Source organism: Saccharomonospora amisosensis (assembly GCF_011761185.1).
Classification (GTDB): domain Bacteria; phylum Actinomycetota; class Actinomycetes; order Mycobacteriales; family Pseudonocardiaceae; genus Saccharomonospora_A; species Saccharomonospora_A amisosensis.
The window spans coordinates 4388725-4409440 of record NZ_JAAOYM010000001.1 but is presented as its reverse complement, the minus strand read 5'-3'; the positions used below and the strand labels follow the sequence as shown (position 1 = coordinate 4409440).

Here is a 20716-nt window from a genome sequence, read left to right as displayed (position 1 = left end):
ATTTCGACCACCACGCACCCGGTCGCCCCGGGGTAGCATCGTTCGATAGGCCTTTCCCTTGCCGGGAGTTCGCCATGTTGATCGAAATCTTGATCGCGGTGGCCGCCGTCGGAGCCGTCGGTCTGGCGGCGAGCGTGCGGATTGTCAAACAGTACGAGCGCGGTCTGGTGTTCCGGTTCGGTCGGGTGCACCGCGCACCGCGTGAACCGGGGCTTTCCATGATCCTTCCGGGCATCGACCGGATGCGGAAGGTGAACATGCAGATCGTGACGCTCCCGGTTCCGGCGCAGGACGGGATCACCAAGGACAATGTCACCGTCCGTGTCGACGCGGTGGTGTACTTCAAGGTGATCGACCCTGTGCAGGCCATCGTCGGTGTCGAGAACTACCGGTTCGCCATGCTGCAGGTGGCGCAGGCCAGCCTGCGCCGCATCATCGGCGAGAGCGTACTCGACGAGCTGCTCTCCAACCGGGAACGACTCAACGAGGGGCTGGAGCTGATGATCGACAGCCCCGCGTTGGGCTGGGGCATCCACATCGACCGCGTGGAGATCAAGTACGTTGCTCTGCCGGAGTCGATGAAGCGGGCCATGTCGAGGCAGGCGGAGGCTGAACGCGAGCGGCGTGGCAGGGTGATCGCGGCCGACGGCGAGCTCCAGGCGTCGGAGAAGCTTTCGCAGGCGGCGGCGCGGATGGCCGACACACCCTCGGCGCTGCAACTGCGGCTACTCGAGACCGTCGTCGAAGTGGCGGCGGAGAAGAACTCCACACTCGTGCTGCCGTTCCCGGTGGAACTACTGCGCTTCCTCGACCGGGGCAACCAGACCGAGGCGGAGCGTGGCGCTGCCCACCCGGACTCCGCAGACGGCACCTTCTCAGGCCATACTCATCGGTAACCAGCGCCGGAACTCAGCCAACACCGGCGTCGAGCCACGAAGGGGAGAGTTATGGCCCGCCTTGCGCAGACTGCTGGTTTGTCTGATGTGCAGCTGGAGATCTTGTCCACGGTGCGCTCGTTTGTGGACAAGGAGATCATTCCGTGTGCGCAGGAGTTGGAGCGTGCGGATGCTTATCCCGCGGAGATTGTGGATGGAATGCGGGAGATGGGGTTGTTCGGGTTGACGATTCCGGAGGAGTTCGGGGGTCTGGGGGAGTCGTTGTTGACGTATGCGTTGGTGGTGGAGGAGATCGCGCGGGGGTGGATGAGTGTGTCGGGGGTGATCAACACTCATTTCATCGTGGCGCACATGGTGGCGCGGTATGGCACGGCGGAGCAGAAGGCGCGGTTGTTGCCGCGGATGGCTACGGGTGAGGTGCGGGGCGCGTTTTCGATGTCGGAGCCGGATTTGGGGTCGGATGTGGCGGCGATCAAGACCCGGGCCCGGCGGGACGGGGACGACTACGTGGTGGATGGGTCGAAGATGTGGTTGACCAATGGGGGGACGTCGAATCTGGTGGCGGTGTTGGTTCGGACGGAGGAGGGCGCGGAAAAGCCGCATGAGAATCTGACGACGCTGCTGGTGGAGAAGCCGGAGGGGTTTGGTGAGGTGGCGCCGGGGCTGACGATCCCGGGCAAGATCGAGAAGATGGGCTACAAGGGGGTGGACACCACCGAGGCGGTCTTCGAGGGGTTTCGGGTGAGGGCGGATGCGGTGTTGGGGGGTGTGCCGGGTCGGGGGTTTGGGCACATGATGGACGGGATCGAGGTCGGGCGGGTGAATGTGGCGGCGCGGGCGTGTGGGATCGCGGTGCGGGCCTTTGAGTTGGCGGTGGAGTATGCGCAGCAGCGGCGGACGTTCGGTAAGCCGATCGCGCAGCATCAGGCGATCGCGTTCAAGTTGGCGGAGATGGGCACGAAGGTGGAGGCGGCTCATTTGATGATGGTGAACGCGGCGCGGTTGAAGGATGCGGGGGCGCGTAATGATGTGGAGGCGGGGATGGCGAAGTTGATCGCCAGTGAGTACTGCGCGGAGGTCACTCAGGAGGCGTTTCGTATTCATGGTGGGTACGGCTATTCCAAGGAGTACGAGATCGAACGCCTGATGCGGGAGGCCCCGTTCCTGCTCATCGGTGAGGGCACCAGCGAGATCCAGAAGACCATCATCAGCCGAGGACTCTTGCGCGAGTACAAACTCCGAAACTGACCACCGGCGGCCCTGTCACCGGCGAGTCGCGCCTCGCCGGGTTCGTGTGGTTACGTCCGTGTTGGCAGGATGCGATGATGGGTACAAGCGCCCATGAGCGGCACAGGGCGCATCGGACAGGGCACAGGTGATGATCGTGACCACTCCATTCTCGGGGCGCCAGGCGCCCGGCCTCCCGCGGCTGCCGACGCCGCCGTCGGGCTGGCCGATCGGCTCCTACGACACCTACGAGGAGGCTCAACGGGCCGTCGACTACCTCGCCGACAACGACTTCGCCGTGCAGGACGTGACCATCGTCGGCGTCGACCTGATGCTCGTTGAGCGCGTCATCGGCAGGCTCTCCTGGGGCAAGGTGCTTGGCACCGGTGCGCTGTCGGGTGCGTGGTTCGGCCTGTTCGTCGGGTTGTTGCTGGGCATGTTCGCCAGCCCTGAGGGCATGTCGTACTCGCCCGTGCTCGTCGGCCTGATCGCCGGTGTGTTCTTCGGCGCCGTGTTCGCCGCACTGAGCTACGCCTCCACAAGGGGTCGCAGGGACTTCTCCTCATCCAGCCAGCTCGTGGCCGGGCGTTACGACGTGCTGTGCCAGCCGCGTAACGCCGAACAGGGCCGGAACCTGCTCGCCAAGCTCGCCATGGGTTCCTCCGGGGCAAGCTAACGTCCCTTCGGCTGAATCGGTCACGGCAACCGGTTGCGCCGCCGTGATCAACAGGAATAGGTTTCACGGCGCCAGTCACGGGCATGGATTGGTCCGTGCGCTCTGATTCTCGTGCACGACGGGGTGCACCCGCCTCGCCGTCGCGCGGTGGGAGGGAGACCTGATGGGGAAGGTCCGAGCGCGGCGGGGGCGATCGCCCAGCCGCGCCGTAGCACTACTCGGGGCGTCGGTCGTGGGGGCGGGAGCGCTCACGGCCTGCGGCTCAGAGGGTGGCAAGCAGATCAACGTCTACTACGCGCCTGAGGACAACTTCCAGACCGTGGTGGACAGGTGCAACGAACAGGCGGACGGCCGCTACCGGATCGTCTACAACAAGCTGCCCCGTGACGCTGACGGGCAGCGCGAACAGATGGTTCGAAGGCTGGCGGCCGAGGACAAGACGATGGACGTCCTAGGTCTGGACGTCACCTGGGTTCCTGAGTTCGCCGAGGCGGGCTGGGTTGAGGAATGGACGGGCGCGGACAAGGCCGAGGCCGAGCGCGATGTCCTTACCGGACCACTGGAGACCGCCATCTGGGACGGCAAGCTATACGCGGCACCGAAGAACACCAACGTGCGGTTGCTCTGGTACGACGACCGCATCACGCCGCAGCCGCCCCGAACCTGGGGCGAGATGATGGAAATGTCGCGGCGGCTGAAGGAGCAGGGCAAGCCGTACCAGATTCTGTTCACCGGAGCCCAGTACGAGGGGCTCGTGGTCACCTACAACTCGATCGTGGAGTCAGCGGGGGGCCGCATCCTTTCCGAGGACGGCCAGTCGGTGGTGCTGGACGACGGTGCCGTACGAGCGCTGGAGATCCTGCGTGAGGTCACGACGTCGGGACTCACCGACCCCTCGCTCACCAACCAGGAGGAAGACCAGGTACGGCTGGCCTTCCAGCAGGGAAACGGCGCGTTCGAGCTGAACTGGCCGTTCGTCTACGCCGCGTACGCGTCCGAGAAACCGGACGAGTTGCGCCACTTCAAGTGGGCTCCCTATCCGGGCGTGGGCTCGCCCGACTCAGGCCGCACCACCATCGGCGGTTACAACCTCGCGGTGAGCTCGGCCTCGCCACACAAGCAGGAGGCGTTCGAGGCGGCGTTGTGCTTGCGCAGCGCCGAGAACCAGAAGTTCTCCGCGTTGAAGGACGGTGTGCCGCCGACCATCGAGTCCGTCTACAACGACCCGACGCCGCTCGATCCGACCAAGCCAGCCGATCCGGAGAACAACCCGAGCATGGCGACCGAGTACCCGATGAAGGACACGATCCGCGATGAGCTGAAGGACGCCGCCGTGCGCCCGTTGACTCCGGCCTACCAGAACCTGTCCACGGTGATGGCCAAGGTGCTGTCCCCACCGTCGGCTATTGATCCGCAGCGCACGGCCGAGCGGCTGCGCCAGGAGCTCACCGACGCGCTCGACTCGAAGGGCGTGATCCCATGAGCGACACGCTGACCAAGGCGCCCTCCCTACCCGAGGAGCCGCCCAAAGCGGTGCTGAGCGAGGGCAAGCGGGCTGAGCGGCGACTCGGCCTGCTGCTCATCGCGCCTGCCGCGATCGTGATGGTGGCGGTCACCGCCTACCCGATCGCGTACTCGATCTGGTTGTCCCTGCAGCGCTATGACCTGCGTTTCCCCGGGGAGCGTGAGTTCGTCGGGCTCGACAACTACGTCGCCGTGCTTTCCAACTCCTACTGGTGGACCGCGTTCGGCACCACGATGTTCCTCACCGTGGTTTCGGTGGCGATCGAACTGGTGCTTGGCATGACGCTGGCACTGATCATGCACCGCACTCTCGTCGGGCGTGGGTTGGTGCGCACGGTAACGCTGGTGCCGTACGGGATCGTCACGGTCGTCGCGGCGTTCTCGTGGTTCTACGCCTGGACACCGGAAACGGGGTACCTGGCCAACGCGCTGGCGGGCGAGGGCGCGCCGCTCACCCAGCAGTGGCCGTCGCTGTGGATCATCATTCTGGCGGAGGTCTGGAAGACCACGCCTTTCATGGCACTGCTGCTCATGGCTGGTCTGGCGCTGGTGCCTGACGATCTGCTGAAGGCCGCGGCCATGGACGGGGCGAACGCGTGGCAGCGGTTCACCAGGGTGATGGTTCCGGTGATGAAGCCCGCGATCCTGGTGGCGCTGCTGTTCCGCACGCTGGACGCGTTCCGGATCTTCGACAACATCTTCGTGCTCACCGGAGGGTCGAACGACACGTCGTCGGTGTCGATGCAGACCTACAACAACCTGATCAAGGGGTTGAACCTCGGTATCGGATCGACGATGGCGGTACTGATCTTCATCTCCGTCGCCATCATCGCGTTCATCTTCATCAAGGTGTTCGGCACCGCGGCACCTGGTAGCGACGACGGAGGGAAGCGCTGATGGCCGCGTCAGTCATGGGTACGGTCAGCACCGCCCGCAAGGCCAGGTGGACCCTGGTCGACATCATCGTCGTGCTCTACGCGCTGGTGCCGGTGCTGTGGATCGTCTCGCTTTCGCTCAAGACTAAGGAGACGCTCAGCGACGGCAACTTCATCCCGAGGGAGTGGACCTTCGACAACTACGCGGACATCTTCGCGACCAACGAGTTCGTCCGTCCACTGATCAACTCCATCGGCATCGCGCTCATCGCCACGCTGATCGCGGTAGTGCTCGGCATGATGGCCGCCTACGCGGTCGCCAGGCTCGACTTTCCCGGCAAGCGCGCACTCATCGGCGTTTCGCTGCTGATCGCGATGTTCCCGCAGATCTCGTTGGTCACGCCGCTGTTCAATATCGAGCGGGAGCTGGGGCTGTTCGACACCTGGCCGGGGCTGATCCTGCCCTACATCACTTTCGCGTTGCCGCTGGCCATCTACACGCTGTCGGCCTTCTTCCGCGAGATCCCGTGGGAGCTGGAGAAGGCGGCGAAGATGGACGGGGCCACGCCGGGGCAGGCGTTTTGGAAGGTCATCGCCCCGCTGGCCGCGCCGGGCGTGTTCACGACGGCGATCCTGGTGTTCATCTTCTGCTGGAACGACTTCCTGTTCGCCATCTCGCTGACGTCCACCGAGGCGTCGCGAACGGTGCCCGCGGCACTGTCGTTCTTCACCGGCACCTCGCAGTTCGAGGACCCGACGGGGACGATCTCGGCCGCCGCCGTTGTGATCACCATTCCCATCATCCTGTTCGTGTTGTTCTTCCAGCGCCGCATCGTCGCGGGGCTGACCTCCGGTGCGGTTAAGGGGTAAGGCAAATGGCTGAGATCGTGCTCGACAAGGTGACCAAGCGCTACCCCGACGGGGCGCTCGCCGTGTCCGAGATGGACATCGAGATCGCCGACGGCGAGTTCGTCATCCTGGTCGGTCCCTCCGGCTGCGGGAAGTCGACCGCGCTGAACATGATCGCCGGGCTTGAGGACATCTCCTCCGGCGAACTGCGCATCGACGGCCAGCGGGCCAACGAGAAGTCGCCCAAGGACCGCGACATCGCCATGGTGTTCCAGTCCTACGCGCTCTATCCGCACATGAGCGTTCGCGAGAACATGGCGTTCCCGCTACGGCTGGCCAAGGTCGACGACGCCACCGTGCGCAGCAAGGTGGAGGAGGCCGCTAGCATCCTCGACCTGACCCAGCACCTGGACCGCAAGCCGTCCAACCTCTCCGGCGGGCAGCGGCAGCGCGTCGCGATGGGCAGGGCGATCGTGCGAAACCCAAAGGCATTCCTCATGGACGAACCACTGTCCAACCTGGATGCCAAGCTGCGGGGTCAGATGCGAACGTCGGTCTCGAAGCTGCAAAAGCAGCTCGGCACCACGACGGTCTATGTCACCCACGACCAGACCGAGGCGATGACGCTCGGCGACAGGGTCGTGGTGCTGCGCGGTGGCGTCGTGCAGCAGATCGGGTCACCGCAGTTCCTCTACGAGCAACCGGCGAACCTGTTCGTGGCGGGGTTCATCGGCTCGCCTTCGATGAACTTCGTCCCCGCGACCCTGGAGGATGGCTCGCTCAAGAGCCCGTTGGGTACCGTCGCCCTTCCGGACAGGGTGCGCTCGCTTGCCGAGGCCGCGAACGCGCCCCGCGAAGTGATCGCCGGTATCCGGCCGGAGCACTTCGAGGACGCCGCGCTGCTGGACGAATCCCACAAGCGAACCGGGGCCACGTTCACCGCCACGGTCGACGTGCTCGAGTCGATGGGGTCGGAGAAGTTCGCGTACTTCACCGTCGAGTCGCAGCTGGCCACCACGGCCGAGTTGCGGGAGCTGGCGGCCGACGCGGGGGCGACCGACGTGCCAGGCACCGGCTCGACCATCGTCACCAGGCTCTCCTCGGAGTCGCGAGCAAGGGAGAACGAGCAGCTCGACGTGTGGTTCGACACCGAGAAGCTGCAGCTGTTCGATCCTTCCTCAGGTAAGAACCTCACCTACTCCGGCTGACGGCGCGGGCGCATCGCCCACCGGGCCGTTTCCTGCCCGGTGGGCGATGCCGCGTTTTCAGCGAACTCTAAGGGAACGCCCGCGAGAATCGCGTCGTTGACGCTGGTGAGGAGCCTCATGGAGGGGAGGTTCGGCGGTGGGCGTTACGGAGGGGACGCAAGCCCGGTGGGGTGGTGCCTTCGCGACGCTCGCCTGCGCACTCTCGGTGCTGTCGCTGCTCATCCTCGGTCGCTCCGTGCTGGCGATGACCTATCTCAACGTCCGGTTCCATGACGAGGTGGACCCGCTTTCGCGGGCGGTGAGCTACTACGTCTTCGCCGAGCGAGCGGCCGAGGTGTTCGTCGCCACGCTCGTCGCCGTCGCCACCGCTACCCTCGCCATTCTCGCCGGGTTGGCGCAACTACGCGTCCGGCTGGGGCCGCGTGCGGTCGCCCTGCTGATCGGCTGGAGTGTGGCGTTGCTGCTGTGCGCGGCCTTCCCCACCGACAACTCCCCACGCATCGAAACCGGCAGCGGCTGGATCCACCAGTTCGCGGGCGCATCGCTGTTCGTCACACTGCCACTCGCCGGCCTCGCGGCGGCCACCTCGCTGCGCGGGCAACCCGGCTGGGCGGGCACCGCGCGGCTGTTGCGCCGGCTCGCGCTCGGTGGGGTAGTGCTGGCGTCGGCATATCTCGTGGCCCGCCTGCCCGACCTGTTGCCGTGGTGGCAGCTCCCGGGCGTGCTCGACTTCAGCGCGATCTCCGGCCTCGTGCAACGTGGTCTGTTCGCGCTGGAACTCGCGACGTTGCTGGCTTTGGCGGCCAGGCTGCTGCGGGTGTCGTGGTCGGCCGCACGGCAAGCCAGCCGGGACCGCCCTCGGGCGGTGGCACGATGATCGTCGCCGCCATCCTGCTGGCGACAATCGGGGCGGCGGGCGGCGCGGTCGGCGCCAAACTCCAGCACGACGGTGTTCGGCAGGAGACGGTGGACGGCGGGCTGAGACTGGCCAAGCTGGGCAGGCTGGTCAGCAACCCGCGCTGGCGGCGCGGCTTCTACGTGCTGTTCGGGGCCGCGGTGCTACAGGTACTCGCGCTGACGTTCGCGCCCGTCTCGGTAGTGGCACCCATCGTCGTGCTCGCGCTGCCTATGGTGGCGCTGCTCAACGCAGCAGAGTTGGACGTGCGGGGCTGGCTCGCCGTCGCGGCGACCACCGCCGCGATCGTGGTTTTCGTGGCGCGTACCGCCGGGGTGGTGACCGAGCGCGACATCCCGCCCGCGTCGGTGCTGACGGCCGCCCAGTACGTCGGGCTCACGGTAGCCGCACTGGCGGCTGTCGCGGCTTTGGGCAGCGGCACCGTTCGCTGCGTGTCCCTGGCGGCAGCGGCGGGCGCCGCCTACGGGCTGGTGGTGGTGCTCGTCCGCGATGTGGCATACAACGTGCGGGTGGACGGCCTTGACGCGCTGCCGCCCGCCTCGCTCGCGGGGCTCGCCGTCGCCTTCCTCATCGGGTCCTGGCTCGTCCAACTCGGCTACGCCAGCGGCCCGCCGGACGTGGTGGTGGGCACGCAGACCCTGGTGAACCCGGCGGTCGCCACACTGATCGGGTTCCTGCTGCTCGACGAGGCGACGGCGCTGGGACCCGCCTTCGTCGCGACCCTGCTCTGCAGCGGTGCGTTCGCGTTCGCCGGCGTTGTGGTGTTGGCGAGGCATCACCCGGACGCCGTGCGGCGGCGGGCAGCGGATGCCTCACTTCGACGGGGCGCGTAGCGCCTCGATCACCTCGTCGTCCCAGCGGTGGGTGCGCATCAGCCGGTAACGCTCACCGGCCACCCACAGGTACGCCTCGGCCTCCGTGCGGTCGCCCACCAGGTCGGCCTGCGCAAGCATGCTCACCACCGGCAGGTACTCGTTCTCGTACCAACGCGCGGCGACTGTCTGCCGGTCGAGAAGGTGGCCCTCGTCCTGCATCAGGCGAAACCCCCAAGCCTCCACGTGCTCGCCGAGCACGGCATAGTCCCACGGGTCCGACACGAGCACAGCGGCGGCGGCCTGCCCGCTCAACGGCACTCGCTCGAGAAACAGCCTGCGGTAGCTCTTGATGATCAAATCGCCCCGGTGGCGGATCCCGTCGGCGCCCAGCCGGGTCCTCACCTCGGTGACGTAGGCGTCGATGGAGGCCAACCCGAGCGCGTGGGCCACCGAGACGCGGTGATGGCCGTCGATCACGAAGTGCAGGTCGCCCACCCGGTACACCTCGATCGGCGGAATGCTTTCCCCTCGCCTGCTGGCAAGCGCCAACCGCTCCCAGCGTTGCCGGACCCGAGCCGACGTGGGGCGAAACCGCCGGTCGAAATCGCGGCCGCGATCGACGCTGCCGACAACGGAGTCCAGCCGAATCACGCGCAGCCCGACGCGCCGTTCGCTCTCCCGGCCGAGTGCCTCCACCACCTCGTCGAAAGGCAGCGTGATGTTGACGTCGTCGGGTTCGCGGCGTAACCAGCTCGCCAGCCGGGACAGCACCTGCCGCCTGCGTGCACGCAGGAAGTCGTGCTCTGCGTCGGTGCGCGGAAACCCGGTGTCGCGGGAACTCATGCGGCCACCGCAGGCAGGTCGTGGTGGTTCGACATCAGCATGCTCGGCACGCCGCCATTATCGCGCGCCGAGCGCGTACTCCGGGTTCATCGTGATGACGGCGGTCACGACCACGATCCAGGCGAGCGTAGCGGTGAGGGCCCAGAACTTCAGGTTGGTCAGCATTCGTGACATGACGGCACTCCCGTGCTGATCGAAGGTTCGCGAAATGACTTGGTCGCAAGGCTTCGGGTGGCACCTCGGTGGTGCTAGAGCCAGCGGTTCTTGCGGAATATTCGGTACAGCGTCAGGCAGATCACGAGGATGACCGCGATGATCATCGGATAGCCGTATCTGGAGTGCAGCTCGGGCATGTAGTCGAAGTTCATGCCGTAGATCCCGGCCAGCGCGGTCGGCACCGCGATGATCGCGGCCCATGCCGTGATCTTTCGCATGTCGGAGTTCAACTGCAGCGTGATCTTGCCGAGCGTGGCGTCGACGAGGGTGGTGAGCAATTCGTCGAACGCGGCGACCCGCTCGGCCACCGTGGTGACGTGGTCGTGCACGTTACGGAAGTAGGAGCGCACCTCGTCAGGCACCAGCCGGGTGTAGCCCTCCGCCAGCCTTCGCAGCGGCGCGGCCAGTGGAGACACCGCGCGGCGTAACTCCAGCACCTCGCGTTTGAACAGGTAGATCTGCTCCGAGCTGACCCGCGACCTCGGCGCGAACACCTCGGTCTCCATCTCGTCGATGTCGTCCTCGATGCGCTCGGTGACGTCGAGGAAGTGGTCGACGACGTGGTCGGCGATGGCGTGTAACACCGACGCGGGGCCGGGGGCGAGCCGTTCCGGGTCCGCGTCCAACTCCCTGCGCAGCGTCGCCAGTCCGGCGTGGTTGCCGTGCCGGACCGTGATGATGAAGTCGGTGCCGAGGAACGCCATGAGCTCGCCCGACTCGACGATCTCGTTCGCCGTGGTCGGCGACTCGTGCTCGACATAGCGAACGGTGCGAAACACCATGAAGAGCGTGTCGTCGTAGCGCTCCAGTTTCGGCCGCTGGTGCGCGTGCACGGCGTCCTCCACGGCCAGCTCGTGCAGGCCGAACGTGTCGGCAACGCCCTGAATCTGCTTGTCGTCCGGCTCGTGCAGGCCGATCCAGACGAAGCCCTCCCCGCGCCGCCGGACTTCCTTGATCGCCGCCGTGTGTGTCCACTGTCCAGGTAGACGTTGCCCATCGACGTAGACGCCGCAATCCACGACGTAATCGGATACGGGTGTGGTGGCAGGCGGCCGTACGGCGCGAGACGCGCGCGTGGCGGCCCTGCCCCGCAGGCTGCCGAGGGAGGGAATCGCAGGCATGGGGATCTCCTGGCTGTGGCGTCGTTTGACATAGACGACGAGGCCAGGCGGAAAGAGTCCGCCCGGCACTGCCAGCGTCCCGGCGGGACCAGCCGACTACCGCGAAGGCGAGCGGTCGACCCCTTGGGTGGGAACGCTGGCTGAACTAGGGAGCGGACTATCGCCACTACTCATCTGCGTCCTCACCTCCTCGGGCCGTGGTCTTGCTCGCGTTGACGCTCTGGGCGCCAATGGTCAAGGGTACTCCTCGACATCAGTCACATCGCCTGCGGGCGTCGTGACGTTAGCCGCGAGGAGGTTTTCGGGTGCAGTTCGGTCGGTACTTCGAGGAGTTCGAGGTTGGCGACGTCTACAAGCACTGGCCGGGCAAGACGGTCACCGAGTACGACGACCACCTGTTCTGCCTGCTCACCATGAATCACCACCCGCTGCACATGGACGCGCACTACGCGGGTGAGACCACCGACTTCGGAAAGAACGTCGTCGTCGGCAACTACATCTACTCGTTGCTGCTTGGCATGTCCGTGCCAGACGTGTCGGGGAAGGCCATCGCCAACCTGGAGGTCTCCTCGCTCAAGCATGTCAAGCCGACCTTCCACGGCGACACCATCTACGGTGAAACAGAGGTGCTGGAGAAGACACCGTCGAAGTCGAAGGACGACCGTGGTGTCGTGCACGTCGAGACGCGTGGTTACAAGCAGGACGGCACTATCGTGTGCACGTTCCGGAGGAAGGTCATGGTGCCCAAGCGTTCCTACGGCGAAAGCCGCGGCGGTGAGCAGCCGGGAAGACCGGTCCCACATGAATGACCTGGACGCCGTCCGCAGACGGCTGCGCAGGTTCGCCGCACACGAGGCGGCGGGGCACTCGCCGCTGTACGAGCACCTCGCCGCGAAGGCCGCCGAGGACGACGAGGTGGCCTCGCTGCTCACCGCGGCGTCGGGCAACGACGCGCATCCGACGTTGTTGCTTGCGGCCGCTCACCGGCTCGTGCAGGCCGACCCGATCCACCCGCTCTCGCGCTACTACCCCTCACTTGGCGGGTCGGACGGGGTCGACGCGGATACGTGGCCACTGTTCAGGAGTTTCCTGCTGGAGCGTGCCGACCGGGTACGTGAGCTGGTGCGGTCCAGATTCACCCAGACCAACGAGGTCGGCAGGGCCGCGGTGCTGTACCCGGCCGTGGCGGCCGTCGCGAAACAGGCACGGGGACCCGTGGGGTTGCTCGAGGTCGGTTGCAGCGCGGGCCTGCTGCTGGGCATGGACAAGTTCTCCTACCACTACCAGTGCGACGGCGGCGAGCAGTTGGCCGCCGGGCCCGCGAAGGCGGCGGTCGGCCTGCACTGCGCGCTCTCGCTCGGGAAGGGCGCGGTGCTGCCCAAGATTCCGAAGAAGCTCTCGGTAGGCGCGAGGGTGGGGCTGGATCGCTCTCCGGTCGACGTCTCGGACGAGGACGAACTCGCGTGGCTGGAGGCGTGCGTGTGGGCCGACCAGCCGGAGCGCATCCGGCTGCTGCGGACGGCCGCCGCCGCGCAGCGCAAGTACCGCCCCGAGTTGATCGCGGGCGATGCCGTGGCCGACCTCGAATCGGCCGCCGCACACGTACCCCCCGAGTTGCCGCTGGTGGTGTACACCAGCCACGTGCTCGGCTACCTGCCGGAGCAACGCCGCACCGAGTTCATCGACGCGCTGCGCGCGCTCGCCGCCAAGCGTCCACTGTGGTGGGTCACCGCTGAGGGGTACGAGGGCGCGCTGCGGCACGTGCTGCCCGGTCGCGACGACCTGTCCTACGGCCTGAGCGGGCAGATGGCGCTCGGGGTGGTGCGGTGGGACGGGGCCGCCGCGCGGGCGGAGGTGCTCGCGCTGGCGTCCACACACGGTCAGCGGATGACCTGGCTGGCCAGCTGAGGCAGGCCACGGGTCTCCATCCAGAGGTTGTGGCCCCCGCGCCCGGTTGGTCAGGATGGTCCGATGGGCGCCACGAACGACACCTGGTACACGCCGCTGACTCCGCTGTCCTTCCTGGAACGTTCTGCGGAGGTGTTCGCCGACAAGGTAGCCATAGCCTACGGGGATCGCAGGATCACCTACCGTGACTTCGCTGCCGAGGTGAGGCGGGTGGCCTCCGCGCTGCGGGCCAGCGGTGTCGAGCGTGGCGACCGGGTCGCGTATCTGCTGCCGAACATCCCCGAGATGCTCGTCGCCCACTTCGCGGTACCGCTGGCCGGCGGCGCGCTCGTGGCCATCAACACCCGGCTCGCCCCCGCCGAGATCGACTACATCCTGCGGCACTCCGGTGCGAAGCTGCTGATCGTGGACTCGGCACTGCACAACTCGGTGCCGGCCGACCCCTCCGTGCGCGAGATCGTCACGGTGACCGACCCGGCATCGGGGGTGGCCGCCGACGTGGCGGTGGGCGGCATCTCCTACGCCGACCTGCTGGCCCGCGGGTCCGCCGAACCCGATGAGGCGCTGCCGTGGGCCGTCGACGACGAGCGCGACACGATCTCGATCAACTACACCTCCGGCACGACCGGCAGGCCGAAGGGCGTGATGTACCACCATCGCGGCGCCTACCTGAACTCGCTCGCCGAGATCGTGCACTCCAGGCACACGAGCGAGTCCCGCTACCTGTGGACGCTGCCGATGTTCCACTGCAACGGCTGGTGCACCACCTGGGCTATCACCGCGATCGGCGGAACGCACGTGTGCCTGCGGGCCGTGGACGCGGCCGAGATCTGGCGACTGCTGGACACGGCGGGCATCACGCACCTCAACGGGGCACCTACCGTGCTGAACACGATCGCCAACTATCCGCAGGCACATCCGCTGGCGCAGGAGGTGGTCGTGACGACGGCGGGCGCCCCGCCGAGCCCGACGGTCATCAGCCGTATGACGGCGCTGGGGGCCAAGCTGGTGCACGTGTACGGGCTGACCGAAACCTACGGGCCCTACACGGTCTGCGAGTGGCAGGACGGCTGGGCCAAGCTGGACGTGGAGTCACGCAGCAGGCTGCTCGCCCGGCAGGGCGTCGGCATGGTGGTCACCGACGGCATCCGCGTGGTGGACGACGACATGAACGACGTGCCCCGCGACGGCACCACGATGGGTGAGGTCGTGATGCGCGGCAACAACGTCATGTCCGGGTACTTCGCCGACCCCGAGGCAACCGAGAAGGCCTTCCGCGGCGGCTGGTTCCACTCCGGTGACCTGGGTGTGTGGCACCCGGACGGCTACATCGAACTGCGCGACAGGGCCAAGGACATCATCGTTTCCGGTGGCGAGAACATCTCCACGATCGAGGTGGAGGCCGCCATCGACTCGCACCCGGCCGTGCTGGAGGTCGCGGTGGTTGGTGTTCCCCACGACAAGTGGGGGGAGCGGCCGAAGGCCTATGTCGTGACCAGAAGCGGGGAATCGGTGACCGAGCAGGAGTTGCTCGACCACGTGAGGTCGCAGATCGCGCGCTACAAGGTTCCCGAGGCGGTCGACTTCGTCGCCGAGCTGCCGAAGACCTCCACAGGCAAGATCCAGAAGTTCCAGTTGCGGGAACGGGAGTGGGCAGGAAGGGACACGCGCGTGCAGGGCTAGACGCCGCTGTTCCGTCGGCTGGCAGGAGGGCTCACACCCTCGGCAACGCGTTCCAGGCGCGTAGCAGCTCGGGGAGGCCGTCGGTGAGCACGCCCGCGCGAGCCAGCTCCTCGAACGCCTCGGTGTCCACCCACCTCACCTCGTCGGCGTCGTCGCCCGCGAGCAGCCGCCCGCCCTCCACCACGCACGCGTAGTCGAAGATCTCGTAGGGCCCGCGTAGCAGCGTGCCCAGCAGCGCTCCCGGCCGTACGGACAGCCCGGTCTCCTCACGCAACTCCCTTGCGACGGCGGCGGAGTCGGTCTCGCCCGGCTCGACCCGGCCACCAGGCAACGACCACCGGCCGCGGGCGGGTTCGTTTCCCCTACGGACGAGCAGCAACCTGCCTTGTTCGTCATGCACGATGCCACCCACTGCCCGCACGGTGCCCATGCCAGAGATCCTACGAGTGGCCGATCGGGTTCACGGAGTGTAGTGATGTGATGTGATTCGCGCAGCCCGCTGACCCAAGCGCGGTACTTTCCTCCCGTAACACTGCGCAGTGCGGTACAAACTTAGTGGCACCACTGCCAAACGGTCTGCACTCGAGAGACGGGATTGATCGCTGTGAACGCGAAAAAGCTTGCGACTATCGCTGGTATCGCGTTGGTCCTCTTCTTCGTGATCGCCCGACCAGGAGAGGCCGCGGGGTTCGTCAACAACATCATCGCCGCGCTGCGCGACGCCGCCGAGGCTGTCATCACGTTCGTCAGCAACGTGTTCAGCTGATTGACGCTGGTCTGCCACCATGTTCGCGCCACGCGACCCAGACGAGTACCTGCTCGACACCGAGCGCAGGGTCATCAGAGTCCGACGGCACTGGGCCTGCCTGGTGTGGGAAACGTTCGAGGCCATCGCGCTGATCGCGATCTGCGTGATGGTGTCGTACGTCCTCCCACCCGCGCTGTGGGCGGTGCAGAACATCCTCTGGTACGTGGCCCTGTTCGTAGTCCTGCGCTTCGCCTACCAGGTGATCGAGTGGTGGGTCGAGCGACTGGTGGTCACCGACAAGCGATTCGTGATGACGACGGGCGTGTGGACCACGAAGGTCCTCATGATGCCGATCACGAAGGTCACCGACCTGACCTACGAACGCTCGTTCTGGGGCCGCATGCTCGGCTACGGCACGATGATCGTCGAGTCGGCTGGGCAGATCCAGGCACTCAACCGCATCGAGTACCTGCCGAAGCCGGAGGAGTTCTACGACACCATCTCCGAGTTGGTGTTCGGGGACAAGCAGAAGCAGGCGGAGCGCTTCTCGATGATCAAGGCGCAGCGGGCGGCCCGAGGCAAGCGCGTGGCTCGCTGACCGGCGCGGGGCGGTGCGCTGGACAATGAATGGTGTGCGCATCGACCTGCATACCCACTCCGCGGTCTCGGACGGCACCGACAGCCCTGCCGAACTCGTCCACGTGGCGGCAGGCGCGGGGCTCGACGTCATCGCGCTGACCGACCACGACACCACGGCAGGCTGGCAACCCGCGATACAGGCGTTACCGCCGGGGATGCGGCTCGTGCCCGGCGCGGAGTTGTCGTGTGAGTTGGTTGACGAGTACGGGCGCACGGTCAGCGTGCACCTGCTGGCGTACCTGTTCGACCCCACCTCGCCCGCACTCGTCGCTGAACAGCAGCGGTTGCGGCTCGAGCGGCTCAGGCGATTCCGGGTGATGGCGCAGTGGATGGCGGCCGACGGTCTGCCGATCGATCCCGACGAGGTGCTGGGTTCGCTGAACCCCGACACCCCGGTCGGCAGGCCACATCTCGCGCGAGCACTCGTGCGAGCGGGCGTGGTGAGCACGGTCGACGAGGCGTTCGCCAGGTACCTCGGCAACGGGCGTGGTTACTACGCGCCGAGGGCCGACACGCCCGTGGAAGCGGCGATCGACATGATCGCCGAAGCGGGCGGGGTCACCGTGCTTGCCCACGCGTTCGCGGCCACGCGTGGTCCCACGGTGACACCTGAGGTGATCGCGATGCTGGCTGGGCGGGGTCTCGCAGGCCTCGAGGTGGACCACCCCGAACACGACCCACGACAGCGCGAGGCACTGCGAGGACTGGCGAAGGAACTGGATCTCGTCCGTACCGGCTCCAGTGACTACCACGGAAGCAACAAGAGCATTGCGATCGGCCAGGAGACCACCGACACCGCCGAGTTCGAGCGGCTGGTGGAGCTGGCGAGTGGCTCGACGGTGCGGGTGGGTCCGTGAGTAAGGGCGTCGGTGGCACGCTGCTCACCCCTTGTGGCGCGGTCGTGACGGGTGCGTAGGCTGTCGCCGGGATGGAGCACATGGGCCAACTTGGGTTCGATTTCGGCGAGCAGCCCAAGCGCTTGACGAGGGTGACGCCCGCACGGCTTTCCACCTTCGACGACTGTCCTCGCCGCTACCGGATGAACTACCTCGACCGGCCGACACCGCAACGCACCGGGCCGTGGGCACACAGCACGCTCGGCGCGGTGGTGCATACCGCGCTGCGTGAACTGTTCGATCTGCCGGTCCAGCGGCGTACTCCGGAACGGGCCGCCGCCCTGGTCACCCAGCACTGGAAGGACGGCGGATTCGCCGACGCGGAGCAGGCGGCGGCGTACCGGGAGCGGGCACGACGCTGGGTGGCCGACTACGTCGAGCACAACGACGTCAGTGGCGATCCGGTTGGGCTCGAACGCTGGGTGTCCGCGCCCGCGGCGCCCGAAGGGGGGCCACCCTCGCTGATCGTGGAAGGGCGCGCGGACCGCATCGACGCCCGTGGCGGTGAACTCGTCATCATCGACTACAAGACTGGCAGGCGTACGCCCGACCAGTACGAGGCCCGTGCCTCACAGGCACTCGCGCTCTACGCCGTGGCGGCGGCGCGCACGCTACGAAGGCCGTGCCGCCGGGTGGAACTGCATCACCTGCCGTCCGGTACGATCGCGGCCGCCGAACACACCGACGACAGCCTTCGCCGCCAGCTTCGCCGTGCCGAGGAGACCACCACCGACCTGCGCACCGCGACGGATACCCTTGCGCAGGGCGGTGACCCTGATGAGGTGTTCCCGGCGCGAACCGGTCGGCATTGCGCGTGGTGCGACTTCCGGCCGAGCTGCGCGGACGGAAGGCAGGCCGCGCAGGCCGCGCTCCCGTGGGAACTGCTGGCTCCCCGCGGCGACGGGGCGATGACGGAGTGAGATGCGCGGGACGGACACGGTGGAACGCGACGTGACAGGTCCGCCCGAGCGAAACGCGTGCGAAAACGCGCGCAGGCCGTCCCGGTGGTGGCGAGTGCTCACCGGATCGCTCGCGGCCGGGCTCGCCCTGCTCGCCCTCGCCGTGCTGGCCGCCGAGGTGTTCGGGTGGGCCTCCGGCGCTGCGGGCCCTGGCGCGCTGGCTGTCACGGGTCAGGTCGCGGGTGCCGTGCTCGCACTCGTGGCGCAAGGTGTGGCCGACCGCGCTCGCGGACGGACCGCGGCGCTGGCCGGGTTGGCCGTGGTGGCGCTGGCCGCGGCGGTGCTGTGGCTGTTCTGGTGGAGTTAGGCCGGTGTCCGGTTCCCGGTCGTGGGCAGCGCCAAGGGGTCAGTGGGCCTGGAGCCAGGACTTCCACTCGCCCAGCAGGGTCTTCAGCAGCACGGGCGGGTTCTCGACGTTGGGGGAGTGCGCGGCGTTGACCACCGTCGCGAACGAGGCCCCGAGCCTGCCCGCCATCTCACTTTGACTGGGCACGCTCCACGCGTCGTCGTGCCTGCCCGCCACCACTTGGCTCGGCACCCCACGCTCGCGCAGCACGGCAGCCAACTCCGCTACCCGGTCCGGCTCGGTGCGCAGGCCGAGCGCCATCCCCAGCAGGCCCGCGGGACTGGACGCGAGGAACCGCTCTCGCAGGAGCGCCTTCAGCGCCTCCGGCTCGGCTGCGCGGGGCAGGCTTTCGCTGAGCCGCTCCCGCACCGTGTACGCGGCCGCGATGCCGTGCTCGCGCAGCAGCGGATCGCCCATCTCCACGGCCCGCAGTCGTGGCCCCGGCGGTAGCTTCGCGGGGCCGCTGCCGAGCAGCGTGAGTCCCGCGATGGGAGCTCCCGCGAGCACCGCGCCGCGAGCCACCAGTCCGCCGTAGGAATGGCCGAGGAGCAACACCGGACCGTCCGCCCGCAGTGCCTGCACCAGCTGTGTCACCACTTCGCCCAGCGCGGCGGGAAGGTAGCGCGACTCGTCGTCGGGGCCAGGGGACTCGTACTGGCCGGGCAGATCCACGGCAACCGGAAGCACACCGCCCGCTGCGAGTCCGTCCAGCAGCGGGGCGAAATCCTCCTTCGAGCCGGTGTAGCCGGGCAGCAGCAACGCGGTGGCCATCGGCCGTTGCGGTTGAGGACCCTGTAGCGCCGCGATCGGCCCGTACGGGCCAGGCAGCTCAATACGGCGGGCAGTGTGGGGTGACAGTTGGGAGAAGGCGGGCAGTGCCCAGTTCGGGGCCCTGTTTTGCGCCCTGTTCGGCGCCCTGTTCGGCACTGTGCCCGACCCTGGTTCCGGCGCACCGTGCCCGGGCGAAGGGCCTGCCTCGCTCACTTCAACGCCACCACCGTGTCTCCACGCTGTTCCAGCAACACCGGACCCGCCGGCGCGAGCCTGATCGTATTGTCGCCGCCGCCTCGGTCGACGCGCACGGTCCGCAGCGTGGTCCCGTCGGCGGCGTTGAGCACCGCGAGCCCGCCTTCGATGGGGACGACGTACTCGCCCGCGAACAAGGTGCCCGGCCCGAGCGTGTCGTGCACCGTCCACAGCGGTCGCAGTGTTCCCGCCGAAAGCGCCACGGTGCGGGAGCCGGTGAACCAGTAGACGTTGTCGCCGCCCTGCGAGGTGGCGACGACTCCACCGGGCGGGTTCGCCGCCAGTTCGGCACTGGGCACATCCAGCGGATACGTCGCCGTCTGCCTGCCCTCACCGTTGAAGACGAACAACCGTCCGTGTTCGGGCATCGCCACGGCGACGGCGTCATCCGCCATCGCGACCAGCGTCGCGGACGACTCCGGCAGCAGCGCGCTGAACTCCTGCTCCGGCTTGTCGGCCTCCTCGCCCGCGGCCTTGAGCACGGTGAGCCTTGCCCCCGACTCGTCCGGGCAGTGCTCGATCACTCCGACCTTGCCCGAGGCGGCGGCTACGGTGCCGTACTCACATTCGGTGCGCGGCTGACGGCCCGGGTTCACCTGCGCGGGAACCCGGCCGTACTCCATGCTCTTCACCAGGTCGTTTCGCCAGGTGTTGAGCAGGTGGTCGCCCGTGGTTGTGACGTGGGAGCCCCCCTCGACGAGGCGGGTGCCGAGTTCGGCGTCGCCGTTGCGTTGCGCGGTGCGCCTGCCCGTACCCGCGTCCAGCTGGGTGACCTCGCTGCACCCGAGGTCCTTGCGGTAGACGGCGAGCACCTTCGACCACGCGTTCGTCACCGTGCACAGCGGCAGGTCACGGGCGTAGCGCCAGCGCGCCTGCCCGGTAGCCGGATCGCGGCCCACGACCTGCGAGTCCGCCGCGGTGATCACCAGCCCGCCTTCGGAGACCGGTGCTGTGGTGGCGTCGCTGGGTGCCCGCCAGATCTCACTCAGCTCGGCGGGTACCGAAGCGGGTTCGGCAGGTGGTGGGGGCGGCGGTGCGGCCGTTCGTTGTGTGGTGGCGCGGCTGTCGCTGAACCACCACACGAGCACACCCGTGGCCACGGCGAGCACCGCCAGCGCGGCGGCGACACCCCTGTCCCGAGGGCGGTTCCACGGTGACCGGCGCCCACGCCGCGTCGCCTGCCCATCATGCTGCTCGGGGCCGCCACGTCGGCTGTCGGAGGCGTCCCCCCGATCACCTGCCGTGTCGCTGCCCGCGAGCACGTCCTCCGCTCCGGACGAGAACGCGGCCTGGCTGTCCTGCGCATCGGTCTCGTCGTGTCGTCGCCCGGGGGAGGTGTTCACGT

General features: G+C 67.7%; 22 protein-coding genes. 17 read left to right on the top strand and 5 right to left on the bottom strand.

Annotated elements, in window-relative coordinates; translation table 11 throughout:
• Nucleotides 1–74 precede the first annotated feature (74 nt).
• From FHU38_RS21395 to FHU38_RS21355, 9 genes are all read left to right on the top strand, one after another.
• Nucleotides 75–896, top strand: coding sequence for a slipin family protein (locus tag FHU38_RS21395; RefSeq protein ID WP_167174300.1), 822 nt, complete (start codon nt 75–77; stop codon nt 894–896).
• 51 nt (nt 897–947) lie between these two features.
• Nucleotides 948–2144, top strand: coding sequence for an acyl-CoA dehydrogenase family protein (locus tag FHU38_RS21390; RefSeq protein WP_167174296.1), 1197 nt, complete (start codon nt 948–950; stop codon nt 2142–2144).
• A 130-nt stretch (nt 2145–2274) separates the two neighbouring features.
• Nucleotides 2275–2799 (top strand): general stress protein, encoded by a 525-nt coding sequence (locus FHU38_RS21385; RefSeq protein ID WP_167176383.1) that lies wholly within the window; start codon nt 2275–2277, stop codon nt 2797–2799.
• Between the two features lie 163 nt (nt 2800–2962).
• Nucleotides 2963–4282, top strand: coding sequence for an ABC transporter substrate-binding protein (locus tag FHU38_RS21380; protein ID WP_167174293.1), 1320 nt, complete (start codon nt 2963–2965; stop codon nt 4280–4282).
• Complete coding sequence (locus FHU38_RS21375; RefSeq protein ID WP_167174290.1) at nt 4279–5220, top strand: carbohydrate ABC transporter permease; 942 nt, start codon at nt 4279–4281, stop codon at nt 5218–5220. Before FHU38_RS21380 ends, FHU38_RS21375 begins: the two co-directional genes overlap by 4 nt.
• Entirely contained in the window at nt 5220–6068 is an 849-nt protein-coding gene (locus tag FHU38_RS21370) for a carbohydrate ABC transporter permease (RefSeq protein WP_167174287.1), read from the top strand. Before FHU38_RS21375 ends, FHU38_RS21370 begins: the two co-directional genes overlap by 1 nt.
• Before the next feature lie 5 nt (nt 6069–6073).
• Complete coding sequence (locus FHU38_RS21365; RefSeq protein WP_167174284.1) at nt 6074–7255, top strand: ABC transporter ATP-binding protein; 1182 nt, start codon at nt 6074–6076, stop codon at nt 7253–7255.
• A gap of 136 nt (nt 7256–7391) precedes the next feature.
• A complete protein-coding gene (locus FHU38_RS21360) occupies nt 7392–8132 on the top strand; it encodes a DUF998 domain-containing protein (RefSeq protein WP_167174281.1) in 741 nt (246 codons plus the stop codon).
• Nucleotides 8129–9004 (top strand): hypothetical protein, encoded by an 876-nt coding sequence (locus FHU38_RS21355; protein ID WP_167174278.1) that lies wholly within the window; start codon nt 8129–8131, stop codon nt 9002–9004. Before FHU38_RS21360 ends, FHU38_RS21355 begins: the two co-directional genes overlap by 4 nt.
• On the opposite strand, the gene FHU38_RS21350 is transcribed toward FHU38_RS21355, so the two are convergent.
• Nucleotides 8984–9829 carry a ParB N-terminal domain-containing protein gene (locus FHU38_RS21350; RefSeq protein WP_167174276.1) on the bottom strand — a complete coding sequence of 282 codons (846 nt, stop codon included), beginning with the start codon at nt 9827–9829 and terminating at the stop codon, nt 8984–8986. The two genes, FHU38_RS21355 and FHU38_RS21350, sit on opposite strands and share 21 nt — an antisense overlap.
• 248 nt (nt 9830–10077) lie before the next feature.
• Entirely contained in the window at nt 10078–11166 is a 1089-nt protein-coding gene (gene corA, locus FHU38_RS21345; RefSeq protein WP_167174274.1) for a magnesium/cobalt transporter CorA, read from the bottom strand.
• 305 nt (nt 11167–11471) lie between these two features.
• Between corA and FHU38_RS21340 the strand changes: the two genes are divergently transcribed.
• The 3 genes from FHU38_RS21340 (at nt 11472) to FHU38_RS21330 (ending at nt 14757) form a co-directional block, all read left to right on the top strand.
• Nucleotides 11472–11975, top strand: a complete 504-nt coding sequence (locus tag FHU38_RS21340; protein WP_167174270.1) for a MaoC family dehydratase — start codon at nt 11472–11474, stop codon at nt 11973–11975.
• On the top strand, nt 11968–13074 hold the full coding sequence (locus tag FHU38_RS21335) for a DUF2332 domain-containing protein (protein WP_167174267.1): 1107 nt from the start codon (nt 11968–11970) through the stop codon (nt 13072–13074). The genes FHU38_RS21340 and FHU38_RS21335 overlap by 8 nt, the downstream gene beginning before the upstream one ends.
• A 63-nt stretch (nt 13075–13137) precedes the next feature.
• On the top strand, nt 13138–14757 hold the full coding sequence (locus tag FHU38_RS21330) for an acyl--CoA ligase family protein (protein WP_167174265.1): 1620 nt from the start codon (nt 13138–13140) through the stop codon (nt 14755–14757).
• Between the two features lie 31 nt (nt 14758–14788).
• Here FHU38_RS21330 and FHU38_RS21325 read toward each other — a convergent pair whose 3' ends face one another.
• Nucleotides 14789–15187, bottom strand: coding sequence for an NUDIX hydrolase (locus FHU38_RS21325; protein ID WP_167174262.1), 399 nt, complete (start codon nt 15185–15187; stop codon nt 14789–14791).
• 174 nt (nt 15188–15361) lie between these two features.
• Here FHU38_RS21325 and FHU38_RS21320 point away from each other — a divergent pair, with 174 nt between their 5' ends.
• The 5 genes from FHU38_RS21320 (at nt 15362) to FHU38_RS21300 (ending at nt 18306) form a co-directional block, all read left to right on the top strand.
• Nucleotides 15362–15523, top strand: a complete 162-nt coding sequence (locus FHU38_RS21320) for a hypothetical protein (RefSeq protein WP_167174259.1) — start codon at nt 15362–15364, stop codon at nt 15521–15523.
• A gap of 19 nt (nt 15524–15542) precedes the next feature.
• A complete protein-coding gene (locus tag FHU38_RS21315; RefSeq protein WP_167174256.1) occupies nt 15543–16103 on the top strand; it encodes a PH domain-containing protein in 561 nt (186 codons plus the stop codon).
• A gap of 25 nt (nt 16104–16128) precedes the next feature.
• Nucleotides 16129–17001, top strand: a complete 873-nt coding sequence (locus tag FHU38_RS21310; protein ID WP_167174253.1) for a PHP domain-containing protein — start codon at nt 16129–16131, stop codon at nt 16999–17001.
• Nucleotides 17002–17081: 80 nt separating this feature from the next.
• Nucleotides 17082–17960: a RecB family exonuclease gene (locus FHU38_RS21305; RefSeq protein ID WP_167174250.1), complete on the top strand. Its 879-nt coding sequence runs from the start codon at nt 17082–17084 to the stop codon at nt 17958–17960.
• 1 nt (nt 17961) lies between these two features.
• Nucleotides 17962–18306 (top strand): hypothetical protein, encoded by a 345-nt coding sequence (locus tag FHU38_RS21300; protein WP_167174248.1) that lies wholly within the window; start codon nt 17962–17964, stop codon nt 18304–18306.
• Nucleotides 18307–18345: 39 nt separating this feature from the next.
• Here FHU38_RS21300 and FHU38_RS21295 read toward each other — a convergent pair whose 3' ends face one another.
• Both FHU38_RS21295 and FHU38_RS21290 read right to left on the bottom strand, forming a co-directional pair.
• Nucleotides 18346–19116 carry an alpha/beta fold hydrolase gene (locus FHU38_RS21295; protein ID WP_243852309.1) on the bottom strand — a complete coding sequence of 257 codons (771 nt, stop codon included), beginning with the start codon at nt 19114–19116 and terminating at the stop codon, nt 18346–18348.
• 209 nt (nt 19117–19325) lie between these two features.
• Nucleotides 19326–20714: an Rv3212 family protein gene (locus FHU38_RS21290; RefSeq protein WP_167174243.1), complete on the bottom strand. Its 1389-nt coding sequence runs from the start codon at nt 20712–20714 to the stop codon at nt 19326–19328.
• Nucleotides 20715–20716: the final 2 nt, after the last annotated feature.

Excerpts from the sequence above, each read along its gene's own strand:
- FHU38_RS21310 (WP_167174253.1), top strand. The coding sequence starts at position 16,129 with ATGAATGGTGTGCGCATCGACCTGCATACCCACTCCGCGGTCTCGGAC.
- FHU38_RS21325 (WP_167174262.1), bottom strand. The coding sequence starts at position 15,187 with ATGGGCACCGTGCGGGCAGTGGGTGGCATCGTGCATGACGAACAAGGC.
- corA (WP_167174274.1), bottom strand. The coding sequence starts at position 11,166 with ATGCCTGCGATTCCCTCCCTCGGCAGCCTGCGGGGCAGGGCCGCCACG.
- FHU38_RS21370 (WP_167174287.1), top strand. The coding sequence starts at position 5,220 with ATGGCCGCGTCAGTCATGGGTACGGTCAGCACCGCCCGCAAGGCCAGG.
- FHU38_RS21355 (WP_167174278.1), top strand. The coding sequence starts at position 8,129 with ATGATCGTCGCCGCCATCCTGCTGGCGACAATCGGGGCGGCGGGCGGC.
- FHU38_RS21330 (WP_167174265.1), top strand. The coding sequence starts at position 13,138 with ATGGGCGCCACGAACGACACCTGGTACACGCCGCTGACTCCGCTGTCC.
- FHU38_RS21395 (WP_167174300.1), top strand. The coding sequence starts at position 75 with ATGTTGATCGAAATCTTGATCGCGGTGGCCGCCGTCGGAGCCGTCGGT.
- FHU38_RS21390 (WP_167174296.1), top strand. The coding sequence starts at position 948 with ATGGCCCGCCTTGCGCAGACTGCTGGTTTGTCTGATGTGCAGCTGGAG.
- FHU38_RS21300 (WP_167174248.1), top strand. The coding sequence starts at position 17,962 with ATGCGCGGGACGGACACGGTGGAACGCGACGTGACAGGTCCGCCCGAG.
- FHU38_RS21315 (WP_167174256.1), top strand. The coding sequence starts at position 15,543 with ATGTTCGCGCCACGCGACCCAGACGAGTACCTGCTCGACACCGAGCGC.
- FHU38_RS21375 (WP_167174290.1), top strand. The coding sequence starts at position 4,279 with ATGAGCGACACGCTGACCAAGGCGCCCTCCCTACCCGAGGAGCCGCCC.
- FHU38_RS21385 (WP_167176383.1), top strand. The coding sequence starts at position 2,275 with ATGATCGTGACCACTCCATTCTCGGGGCGCCAGGCGCCCGGCCTCCCG.
- FHU38_RS21380 (WP_167174293.1), top strand. The coding sequence starts at position 2,963 with ATGGGGAAGGTCCGAGCGCGGCGGGGGCGATCGCCCAGCCGCGCCGTA.
- FHU38_RS21365 (WP_167174284.1), top strand. The coding sequence starts at position 6,074 with ATGGCTGAGATCGTGCTCGACAAGGTGACCAAGCGCTACCCCGACGGG.
- FHU38_RS21350 (WP_167174276.1), bottom strand. The coding sequence starts at position 9,829 with ATGAGTTCCCGCGACACCGGGTTTCCGCGCACCGACGCAGAGCACGAC.
- FHU38_RS21305 (WP_167174250.1), top strand. The coding sequence starts at position 17,082 with ATGGGCCAACTTGGGTTCGATTTCGGCGAGCAGCCCAAGCGCTTGACG.
- FHU38_RS21335 (WP_167174267.1), top strand. The coding sequence starts at position 11,968 with ATGAATGACCTGGACGCCGTCCGCAGACGGCTGCGCAGGTTCGCCGCA.
- FHU38_RS21295 (WP_243852309.1), bottom strand. The coding sequence starts at position 19,116 with ATGGCCACCGCGTTGCTGCTGCCCGGCTACACCGGCTCGAAGGAGGAT.